The 9,956-nt window shown below is 70.4% G+C and carries 9 protein-coding genes; 8 read left to right on the top strand and 1 reads right to left on the bottom strand.

Going from position 1 to position 9,956, the window contains the following annotated elements; all coding sequences use genetic code 11:
* From dxr to lpxB, 8 genes are all read left to right on the top strand, one after another.
* Window positions 1-927, top strand: a 927-nt coding sequence (dxr, locus tag ACFQ4O_RS11605; protein ID WP_378775852.1) for a 1-deoxy-D-xylulose-5-phosphate reductoisomerase, incomplete at its 5' end; no start/stop codon positions are given.
* Window positions 928-977: 50 nt separating this feature from the next.
* Complete coding sequence (gene rseP, locus ACFQ4O_RS11600; RefSeq protein ID WP_378775851.1) at window positions 978-2,126, top strand: RIP metalloprotease RseP; 1,149 nt, start codon at window positions 978-980, stop codon at window positions 2,124-2,126.
* Window positions 2,127-2,310: 184 nt separating this feature from the next.
* The gene (bamA, locus tag ACFQ4O_RS11595; RefSeq protein WP_378775853.1) at window positions 2,311-4,680 is read left to right on the top strand and encodes an outer membrane protein assembly factor BamA; all 2,370 of its coding nucleotides are present in this window, start codon (window positions 2,311-2,313) and stop codon (window positions 4,678-4,680) included.
* A gap of 95 nt (window positions 4,681-4,775) precedes the next feature.
* A complete protein-coding gene (gene lpxD, locus ACFQ4O_RS11590) occupies window positions 4,776-5,849 on the top strand; it encodes a UDP-3-O-(3-hydroxymyristoyl)glucosamine N-acyltransferase (RefSeq protein WP_378775850.1) in 1,074 nt (357 codons plus the stop codon).
* Entirely contained in the window at window positions 5,846-6,334 is a 489-nt protein-coding gene (gene fabZ, locus ACFQ4O_RS11585) for a 3-hydroxyacyl-ACP dehydratase FabZ (RefSeq protein ID WP_378775849.1), read from the top strand. The genes lpxD and fabZ overlap by 4 nt, the downstream gene beginning before the upstream one ends.
* 19 nt (window positions 6,335-6,353) lie before the next feature.
* On the top strand, window positions 6,354-7,166 hold the full coding sequence (gene lpxA / locus ACFQ4O_RS11580) for an acyl-ACP--UDP-N-acetylglucosamine O-acyltransferase (protein WP_378775847.1): 813 nt from the start codon (window positions 6,354-6,356) through the stop codon (window positions 7,164-7,166).
* A complete protein-coding gene (locus tag ACFQ4O_RS11575; RefSeq protein ID WP_378775846.1) occupies window positions 7,163-8,017 on the top strand; it encodes an LpxI family protein in 855 nt (284 codons plus the stop codon). The genes lpxA and ACFQ4O_RS11575 overlap by 4 nt, the downstream gene beginning before the upstream one ends.
* Complete coding sequence (gene lpxB / locus ACFQ4O_RS11570; RefSeq protein WP_378775845.1) at window positions 8,014-9,201, top strand: lipid-A-disaccharide synthase; 1,188 nt, start codon at window positions 8,014-8,016, stop codon at window positions 9,199-9,201. Before ACFQ4O_RS11575 ends, lpxB begins: the two co-directional genes overlap by 4 nt.
* A gap of 270 nt (window positions 9,202-9,471) precedes the next feature.
* On the opposite strand, the gene ACFQ4O_RS11565 is transcribed toward lpxB, so the two are convergent.
* A partial coding sequence (locus tag ACFQ4O_RS11565) for a hypothetical protein (protein WP_378775844.1) occupies window positions 9,472-9,956 on the bottom strand: 485 nt, incomplete at its 5' end.

The raw sequence follows: 9,956 nt of genomic DNA, 5'->3' as shown, positions 1-9,956 counted from the left end.
GACGCGGCCTCCGTGCCGGTGGACTGGACCATGGCCGCCATCTCCGGCGCCGCGGGTCTCGCGCCCACCATCGCCGCCGTGCGGCGGGGCGGCGCGGTGGCGCTCGCCACCAAGGAGTGCCTCGTCTGCGCCGGCGAGGCCTTCATGGCGGAGGTCGCCCGCGCCGGCGCCACGCTGCTGCCGGTGGACAGCGAGCACAACGCGCTGCTGCAGGCGCTCGGCGGCCAGAGCGTGGACGACGTGGAGCGGATGACGCTGACCGCATCCGGCGGCCCGTTCCGCCAGTGGGACGCCGCCCGCATCGCCGTGGCCACGCCCGAGGACGCGCTGCGCCATCCCACCTGGACCATGGGCGCGAAGATCACCATCGATTCCGCGACCTTGATGAACAAGGGGCTCGAACTGATTGAGGCGCATCACCTTTTCGGGATCGAAGGCGCGCGGCTCGACGTGGTGGTGCACCCCCAGTCGGCGATCCACGGGCTCGTGACCTTCCGGGACGGCGCGGTGACGGCGGGGCTCGCCGCGCCCGACATGCGGGTGCCGATCGCCCACACGCTCGGCTGGCCGGACCGGCTTGCGACGCCCGCGGCGCGGCTCGACCTCGCGGCGCTCGGCGCCATGACCTTCGAGGCGCCCGACACCACCCGCTTCCCCGGCTTGTCGCTCTGCGTGCAGGCGCTTGCGGCGGGCGGCGCGGCGCCGGCGGTGCTGAACGCCGCGAACGAGGTGGCGGTCGCGGCCTTTCTCGCCCGCGCCATCGGCTTCGGCGACATTCCCCGTCTGGTGGAAGGCGCGCTGGAGGACGCCGCGGGCCATGGCCTGACCCGCGCGCCGGACAGCGTGGAGGCCGCGATCGCGCTCGACGCCAGCGCCCGCGCGCTCGCCGCGCGGCGCTTGCCACGGGGCGTGGTTCCGGCGCACTAAAAGACGCTGCAGCGCCCGCGCCGTCGCGCCGGCGCGGACGAGGCCTGTCCATGACCTTTCTGAACGAGATGCTCGGCGCCGGCTCCGCCACGCTCGGCTATCTGATTCCGTTTCTGTTCGTGCTGACGCTGGTGGTGTTCGTCCACGAGCTCGGTCACTTCCTGGTGGCCCGCTGGTCGGGCGTGCGGGTGCTCGCCTTCTCCATCGGCTTCGGCCCGGAGCTGTTCGGCTTCAACGACCGCCACGGCACCCGCTGGCGCGTGGCGGCGATCCCGCTCGGCGGCTACGTGCGCTTTTACGGCGACGAGGACGCGGCCAGCACGCCGGACGTGGACGCGCTGGAGCGCATGGGCCCGCGGGAGCGGCAGGGCAGCTTCTTCTTCGCGCCGCTGAAGAATCGCGCCGCCATCGTCGCCGCCGGGCCGATCGCCAACTTCCTACTCGCCATCGCCATCTTCGCGGTGGTGTTCATGGCGGTGGGGCGGCCGATCACCGACGCCATCGTGGACGAGGTGCAGCCGGGCAGCGCCGCGGCGGAAGCCGGATTCGTCGCCGGTGACCGGGTGGTGGCGATCGACGGCCAGACGATCGCGTCCTTCAGCGCCATGCAGCGCATCGTGTCGTCGAGCCCCGAGCAGGCGCTGTCGGTCACCGTGGACCGGGGCGGCGAGCATCTGCAGCTGACCGCGACGCCGCGGCTGCAGGAAATGACCGACAACTTCGGCAACAAGCACCGCATCGGCCTGCTTGGAATCAGCCGCTCCGCCACGCCCGCCGACGTGCGCTACCAGAGCTTCGGGCCGATCGAGGCGGTGGTCGAGGGCGCCAAGGAGACGTGGTTCGTGGTGGCGAGCACCGGCTCCTATCTCGGCCGCATGGTGACGGGGCGCGAATCCGCCGACCAGCTCGGCGGGCCCATTCGCATCGCCAAGACCTCCGGCGACGTGGCGTCGCTCGGCTTCGTGGCGCTGATCAATCTCGCCGCGATCCTGTCGGTCTCGATCGGGCTGCTGAACCTGATGCCGGTGCCCATGCTCGACGGCGGGCACCTGCTGTTCTACGCGCTGGAGGCCGTGCGCGGCCGTCCGCTGGGGCCCAAGGCGCAGGAATACGGCATGCGCGTCGGGCTGGCGCTCGTTTTGATGTTGATGATCTTCGCCACATGGAATGACATCGTTCATCTTTCCTCTCTAGGATGAGAGTGGGTGAGCGTGTCTGCGCAGCCACTGCGGCGTTGAAACGTTGGTCGTGTGTCGAGTAGCGAGTTTGCACGTGCGTAAAAGTTCGATAGAAGCGATCGGCGTCGCACCGCAGAATCCGGGGGTTCCGAGCGGGTGCGAGCGTCCGCTTAACGGTATGAGGGTCCGTCAACCCATGAAGCGTATGGTTCGAGTTGTCGGGCGCATCGCCGTCGCGTCTTCGGTCGCGGTCGGCGCCGTCGTCGCGGGCGCGGGGTTCTGGGTCGCCGGGGTGACCGAGGCTCACGCCCAGCGCGCCAGCGGCATTACGGTGCGCGGCAACCAGCGCGTCGACGCTGAAACGGTCCGCTCCTACTTCAGCGGCGGGCCGCTGGATCAGGCCCGCATCGACGAGGGCATCCGCGGTCTCTATGCGTCCGGCCTGTTCTCCGACGTGCGCGTCTCCCGCGCCGGCGGCGGCATCGTGGTGTCGGTCAGCGAGAACCAGGTCATCAACCGCGTCGCCTTCGAGGGCAACTCCAAGGTCAAGGACGCGGTGCTCGCCGCCGAGGTCCAGTCCAAGCCGCGCGGGCCGTTCAACCCCGCGATCGTGCAGGCGGACAGCCAGCGCATCTCCGAGATCTACCGCCGTTCCGGCCGCTACGAGGCGACCGTCGAGGCCAAGACCATCGCGCAGCCGAGCGGCCGCGTGGATCTGGTGTTCGAGATCAAGGAAGGCGGCAAGACCCAGATTTCCTCGATCAACTTCGAGGGCAACAACGCCTTCTCCGACGGCACCCTGCGCGACCAGATGACGACCACCGAGTCGAACTGGCTGAGCTGGCTGAAGTCGTCCGACGTGTATGACCCGGATCGCGTGAACGCCGATCTGGAGCTGATCCGTCGCTTCTATCTGAACAACGGCTACGCCGACTTCCGCGTGGTGTCCGCCAACGCCAACCTCGAGCGTGAGAAGAACGCCTTCACGCTGAACATCGTGGTCGAGGAAGGCCAGCAGTACCGCTTCGGCGCGGTGAACGTGGAATCGAGCGTTCCCGAGATCGACGCCACGACGCTGCAGCGCCGGGTGGAGTCCTCCACCGGCGGCGTCTACGCCGCCAAGGACGTGGACAAGTCGGTCGAGCAGATTTCGCTCGAGCTCGCGGCCCGCGGCTACGCTTTCGCGCAGGTCCGTCCCCGCGGCGACCGCAACTACGAGAGCCGCACCATCAACCTCACCTACGTGGTCGAGGAGGGCGCGCGGGTCTATGTCGAGCGCATCAACGTGCGCGGCAACACCCGCACCCGTGACTACGTCATCCGCCGCGAGTTCGATCTCGGCGAAGGCGACGCCTACAACCAGATCTTCGTGGACCGCGCGGAGCGGCGCCTGAAGGCGCTCGGCTTCTTCAAGAACGTGCGCATCACCACCGAGCCGGGCTCCTCGCCCGACCGCGTGATCGTGAACGTGGACGTGGAAGACCAGCCCACGGGCGAGTTCTCGGTCGCCGGCGGCTACTCCACCTCGGACGGCGTCATCGGCGAAGTGGCGCTCGGCGAGCGCAACTTCCTCGGCCGCGGCCAGTACGCCCGCATCGCGGCGCAGCTCGGCCAGCGCGTGCAGGGCTTCGACTTCTCGTTCACCGAGCCGTATTTCCTCGGCTCGCGCGTCTCCGCCGGCATCGATCTCTACGCCAAGGAGCGGGACGAGACCGAGTATTCGTCCTACCGCATCAACACCTATGGCGGCGGCCTGCGGTTCGGCCTGCCGATCACCGAAGAAATCTCGATTGGCACCCGGTACCAGCTCTACCAGCAGGACCTGAAGGTTCCGAGCAAGTACGACTTCTTCAAGAGCGACGGCACTCTGAACCCGGATCGCGCCTCGGTGGCGCTGCTGGAGGCCGAGGGCAAGACCATCACCTCGCTCGGCGGTCTGTCGCTGATCTACAACACGATCGACAATCCGCGCGATCCGCGTGAGGGCCTCTACGCCGAACTCAAGGGCGACGTGGCCGGTCTCGGCGGCGACACCCAGTTCGTGCGCGGCACGTTCGACGCCCGCTACTACCACCCGGTGTTCTGGGACGACGTGGTCGGCATCGGCCGTGTCCAGGGCGGCCACATCGCCGCCTGGGGCGACGAGAAGCTGCGCGTGCTGGATCACTTCTCCGGCGGCCCGGACATCGTGCGCGGCTTCGAGCCGCAGGGCTTCGGCCCGCGCGACATCGGCAGCCCGAGCGAGGATCCGCTGGGCGGCACCACCTACTTCGGCGCCTCCGCCGAAGTGCAGTTCCCGATCTACGGTCTGCCGAAGGAACTGGGTCTGAAGGGCGCGGTGTTCGCGGACGCGGGCACGGTGTTCGGTTACGAGGGCATCAAGAAGTTTCGGGCGGGGACCAACGAGGAAATCCTCGATTACTCCAACAGCAAGGCCATCCGGTCGTCTGTGGGCGGATCGATCCTCTGGACCTCGCCGCTTGGCCCGATCCGCTTCGACTTCGCCCATGTGCTGAGCAAGGCGAAGTACGACGAGACCCAGTTCTTCCGGTTCTCGGGCGGCACGCGCTTCTAATCGCCGCTTTCGGCGCGACCGAAAATCTTCTAAACGGGCGGCGGACCATCATCCGCCGCCCGTTCGCGTTTGCGGCTTTTCTCTTTGCGAGCGACATGATCGAACCGCGTTTCTTCGCCAGCCCCGAGCCGTTGTCCCTTGAGCGTCTGCTCGCCATCACCGGCGCCGCGGTCGGCGGAGGCGCGGCCGACGCCGTGGCGATCTCCGGAATCGGGCCGATCGATCGGGCGGGACCGGCGGACCTGACCTTCCTCGACAATCCGGCCTATGCGTCGGGCCTCGGCGTCAGCCGGGCCGGGGCCTGTCTGCTGGCGCCCAAATTTCTGGACAAGGCGCCGCCCGGCCTCGTGACGCTGGTGTCGCCGGAGCCCTACCGGGCCTTCGCGCGCGTCGCAGCCGCGCTCTATCCGGCGGCGTCCCGTCCCCAGCCGGTGTTCGGCCCCGGCGTCGCGCCGGGCGCGGTGGTGCATCCTGAGGCGCGGCTCGAGGCCGACGTCACCGTCGATCCCGGCGCGGTCATCGGTCCCCGGGCCGAGATCGGGCGCGGCGCGGTCATCTGCGCCAACGCCGTGGTCGGGCCGGACGTGCGCATCGGCCGCGACAGCACGCTCGGGCCGGGCGCGACCGTGGTGCACGCGCTGGTCGGCGATCGTGTCATCATCCACCAGGGCGCCCGCATCGGCCAGGACGGCTTCGGCTTCGCCATGGGACCGGGCGGACATCTCAAGGTGCCGCAGATCGGCCGCGTCATCGTTCAGGACGACGTGGAGATCGGCGCCAACACCACCATCGACCGCGGCGCGAACCGCGACACGGTGATCGGCGAGGGCTCCAAGATCGACAATCTGGTGCAGATCGCCCACAACGTCGTGATCGGCCGGCATTGCGTCATCGTCTCGCAGGTGGGCGTTTCCGGCAGCACGACGCTCGAGGATTTCGTCGTCCTCGGCGGGCAGGTGGGGGTCGTTGGCCATGTGCGCATCGGCATGGGCTCGCAGATCGCGGGCTCCAGCAACGTGCGCGAGGACGTGCCGCCGGGCTCGCGCTGGGGCGGCACGCCGGCGAAGCCGGTCCGGGACTGGTTCCGCGAAATGACCACATTGAAGCGTTTGGCGTCGGAGAAGCGGTCGCGGCCGGCGTCCGACGCGTCGGAAGGTTCAGCATCATGACCGAGGTCGAAACCACCGCCCCGGAGGGGCCCAAGACGCTGGGCGCCGCCGACATCCAGACCATCATGGCCTATCTGCCGCACCGCTATCCGTTCCTGCTGGTGGACCGGATCGTGGACATCGACGGCGACCGCTCGGGCGTCGGCATCAAGAACGTCACCTTCAACGAGCCGCACTTCCAGGGCCATTTTCCGGGCCAGCCGGTGATGCCGGGCGTGCTGCTGATCGAGGGCATGGCGCAGACGGCGGGCGCCATGTGCGTGGCCGCCCGCACCGCGCCGAGCGCGCCGCGGATCGTCTATTTCATGACGATCGACAAGGCCAAGTTCCGCAAGCCGGTCGTGCCCGGCGACGTGGTGAAGTTCCACATGACGCAGATCAAGAAGCGCGCCAACATGTGGTGGTTCCGCGGCGAGGCCAAGGTGGACGGCGTTCTGGTGTGCGAGGCGGAAGTCTCCGCCATGCTGGTCCACGGCAACGACTGACCTGACAGCGGGAGCCTAAATGCCGGAGATTCACCCTTCCGCGGTCGTCGCGGACGGCGCGCGCCTCGGCGACGGCGTCACCGTCGGTCCGTTCTGCGTCATCGGCCCGGAGGTCGAGATCGGCGCGGGCTCGTCGCTCAAGAGCCACGTGGTGGTGGAGGGGCGCACCGTCATCGGCGCGAACGCGCAGATCTTCCCCTTCGCCTCCATCGGCCACCAGCCCCAGGACCTCAAGTTCAAGGGTGAAGCGAGCCGGCTGGTCATCGGCCGCGATGCGCTGATCCGGGAGAACGTGACGGTCAATCCCGGCACCGAGGGCGGCGGCCTGCTGACCGAGATCGGCGACCGCTGCGCGCTGCTGGCGGGCTCCCATGTGGCCCACGACTGCCTTATCGGGAACGACGTCATTCTGGTGAACAACGTCATGGTGGCGGGGCACGTCACGATCGGCGATTTCGTCATCATGGGGGGCGGCTCGGCCGCGCACCAGTTCGTGCGCATCGGCGCCCATGCCTTCGTCGGCGGCCTCACCGGGCTTGAGAACGACCTGATCCCCTATGGCCTCGCCATGGGCGACCGCGCCTCGCTCGCGGGGCTCAACATCGTGGGCCTGCGTCGCCGCGGCTTCGAGCGCGAGGCGATCCATGCGCTGCGCCACGCGTTCCGCGAGCTGTTCGCCGAGGGCGCCGGCACGCTGAAGGAGCGGGTCGATTCCGTCGCCGCCGCCCATGGCGGCTCGCCGCTGGTCGACAACGTAGTGGCCTTCCTCAAGGCCGGCGGCGATCGCGCCGTTTGCACGCCGCGTGCCGCCGAGGCGGGCGGGCGCGGATGAGCTCCGGACCCGTCGGGTTCATCTGCGGGTCCGGACGCCTGCCGATCGAGGCCGCGGACGCGGCGATCGCGGCGGGGCGGGCCGTGTTCCTGATCGGCCTGCGCGGCGCCGCGGACCCCGAGATCGAACGCTTCCCCCACACGTGGGTGCGGCTCGGCGAGGTGGGCAAGCTGTTCAAGGCGCTGGACGGCGCGGGCGCGCGGGAGATCACCCTGCTCGGCGGCGTGCAGCGGCCGTCGATCCGCGATCTCGGCCTGGACATGACCGGGCTCGTGGCCATGCCGGAGCTGAAGCGCCTGCTGTCCGGCGGCGACGACAAGCTGCTGCGCGGGCTCGTGACCTTCGTGGAGAGCCGGGGCTATCGCGTGATCGGCGTGCATGAGGCGGCCCCGGACTTGCTCGCGCCCGAAGGCATCTTCGGCGCCCATGAGGCGGACGCCGAGAGCGCCGCGGGGGTCTCCGCCGCCATGAACGTGCTGGCTGCGCTCGGCCCCTTCGATGTGGGGCAGGCGGCGGTGGCGCTCGGCGCGCGCGTGGTGGCGATCGAGGCGGCCGAGGGCACGGACGGCATGCTGCGCCGGGTGGCCCGCATGGTCGAGAAGCGGCGGCTGCGCCGGGACGGCCGCGGCGGCGTGCTGGTGAAGCTGCCGAAGCCCGGACAGGACCTGCGCATCGATCTGCCGGCCATCGGGCCGCGCACCATCGAACTCGCGATTCAGGCCGGGCTGTCCGCCGTCGCGGTCGCCGCCGGCGGCGTGCTGATCGCGGAAAAGGCGAAGGTCGTCGCCATGGCGGTCGAGGGCCGGCTCTTCGTCGCCGGCGTGCCGCAAAGCGCCTACGCGGCGTCATGAGCGGCGCGGCCCCGCGCCACGTCGCCATCGTCGCGGGCGAGCGCTCCGGCGACGCGCTCGGGGCGGAGCTGGCGCGGGCGCTCCGGCGGCGGCTGGGCGAGGGCGTCCGGTTCCGCGGCGTGGCGGGTCCGCGCATGCTGGCGGCGGGCGTCGAGACGCTGTTTCCCATGGAGGACATCGCGGTGATGGGCGTCGGGCCCGTCATCGCCCGGCTGCCCACGCTGTTGCGGCGCATCCGCGAGACCGCGGACAGCCTGATCGCCGATCCGCCGGACCTGCTCGTCATCGTCGACAGTCCGGATTTCACCCACCGGGTGGCGCGTCGGCTGCGGGCGGCGCGGCCGGAGGTTCCGATCGTCGATTACGTCTCGCCCACCGTCTGGGCCTGGCGGCCGGGACGGGCCAAGGCGATGCGGCCCTATGTGGACCAGATCCTCGCGCTGCTGCCGTTCGAGCCCGCGGCCCATGAGCGGCTCGGCGGCCCGCCCTGCGCCTATGTGGGCCATCCGCTGATCGAGCGTCTCGACGAGCTGCGCCCCGCGCCGGGCGAGCGCGCGCCGATCGGCGAGGGGCCGGCGCGCCTGCTGGTGCTGCCGGGCAGCCGCGCGGGCGTGGCGCACCGCCACATGCCGCTGTTCGGCGAGACGCTGCGGCGGCTGGCGGACGAGGGCCACGCCTTCGAGGTGACGCTGCCGACCACGGAGCGTCTGGCGCCGGACATTCTGCGCATGGCGGCCGACTGGCCGGCGCCGCCGAAGATCGTTCTGGGCGAGGCGGAGAAGCTGGCGGCGTTCCGGGCGGGGCAGGCGGCGCTCGCCGCCTCCGGCACGGTGACGCTGGAGCTGGCGCTCGCGGGCGTGCCCACCGCCGCGGCCTACCGGCTGGAGTGGTTCGCGCCGCTGCTGGAGCCGTTCATCCGCATCGAGGCGCCCTTCATCCTGCTGCCGAACCTGATCCTCGGCGAGCGCGCCATTCCCGAATGCGTGCACCGGGACGCCACGCCCGTGCGGCTTGCGGCGGAGCTGTCGCCGCTGCTGCGGGACAGCCAGGAGCGCGCGGAGCAGGTGGCGGCGCTCGCCCGGCTCGACGCCGTCATGCGCCTGCCCGACGGCGAAACCCCATCCGAGCGCGCCGCCGACGTCACGCTCGCCGCCTGGAACCGCGCCCGCCGCCCGGCCGGGTAAGCCACGCGTCCGCGCCGGTCCGACGAAGACATAAGGCCCCGGAGCAGCACGCTCCGGGGCCTTATGTCTTGGAGCGCTTGGCCAAAGCCATCCGCAGGCTCGCTCGCCGCCGGCTCCCGACGCTGCCGTCATGCCCGAGCTTGTCTCGGGCATCCACGACTTGCACGCCCGGAGCGTTCACCGAAGGGCAAGTCGTGGATACCCGCCTTCGGCGGGCATGACGAAGAGGGGAAACCTGAGCGTGCGCTCAGGCTCTCCCGACGCCTTGCCTCAGCGCGGGTCGAACTTGCCGGCCGCGTGCGAGAGCATGGTGTAGACCTTGCCGGTTTCCGAGGTGAGGTAGCCGTCGGTGATGCGTCCGTCGGCGTCGTCGTCGGCGATCTCGGCCAACAGCCGCTCGAACTCCGCCACGTAGCGGTCCACCGTCGCCCGGAACTCGGGCTCGGAGCCGTATTTGCGGCGGATCTCCTCGAAGGTCTGCTGGCCCTGCAGAGTGTAGAGCCGGCGGGTGAACACGTTGCGCTCGCCCCTGCGGTAGCGGTCCCAAAGCTCGGCGACCGCCTGATGGTCGATCATGCGCGCGATGTCGACCGATAGGCTGTCGAGCGACTCGATCGCATGATGCGGCGGGCGCTGCTGGGGCGCGGGCGCCGGCTTGCGGGCCGGGGCGGTCTTCGGCTCGTCGTCGCGGGAGGCGCGGGCGAGCAGGCCCGAGATCCAGCTGCCGCCGTCGTTGGCGTCGTCGGCGACGGGCG

Source organism: Methylopila musalis, from assembly GCF_042679725.1.
Lineage (GTDB): Bacteria > Pseudomonadota > Alphaproteobacteria > Rhizobiales > Methylopilaceae > Methylopila > Methylopila musalis.
This window is presented reverse-complemented; position numbering and strand designations above follow the sequence as displayed.

Excerpts from the sequence above, each read along its gene's own strand:
- rseP (WP_378775851.1), top strand. The coding sequence starts at position 978 with ATGACCTTTCTGAACGAGATGCTCGGCGCCGGCTCCGCCACGCTCGGC.
- bamA (WP_378775853.1), top strand. The coding sequence starts at position 2,311 with ATGGTTCGAGTTGTCGGGCGCATCGCCGTCGCGTCTTCGGTCGCGGTC.
- lpxD (WP_378775850.1), top strand. The coding sequence starts at position 4,776 with ATGATCGAACCGCGTTTCTTCGCCAGCCCCGAGCCGTTGTCCCTTGAG.
- fabZ (WP_378775849.1), top strand. The coding sequence starts at position 5,846 with ATGACCGAGGTCGAAACCACCGCCCCGGAGGGGCCCAAGACGCTGGGC.
- lpxA (WP_378775847.1), top strand. The coding sequence starts at position 6,354 with ATGCCGGAGATTCACCCTTCCGCGGTCGTCGCGGACGGCGCGCGCCTC.
- ACFQ4O_RS11575 (WP_378775846.1), top strand. The coding sequence starts at position 7,163 with ATGAGCTCCGGACCCGTCGGGTTCATCTGCGGGTCCGGACGCCTGCCG.
- lpxB (WP_378775845.1), top strand. The coding sequence starts at position 8,014 with ATGAGCGGCGCGGCCCCGCGCCACGTCGCCATCGTCGCGGGCGAGCGC.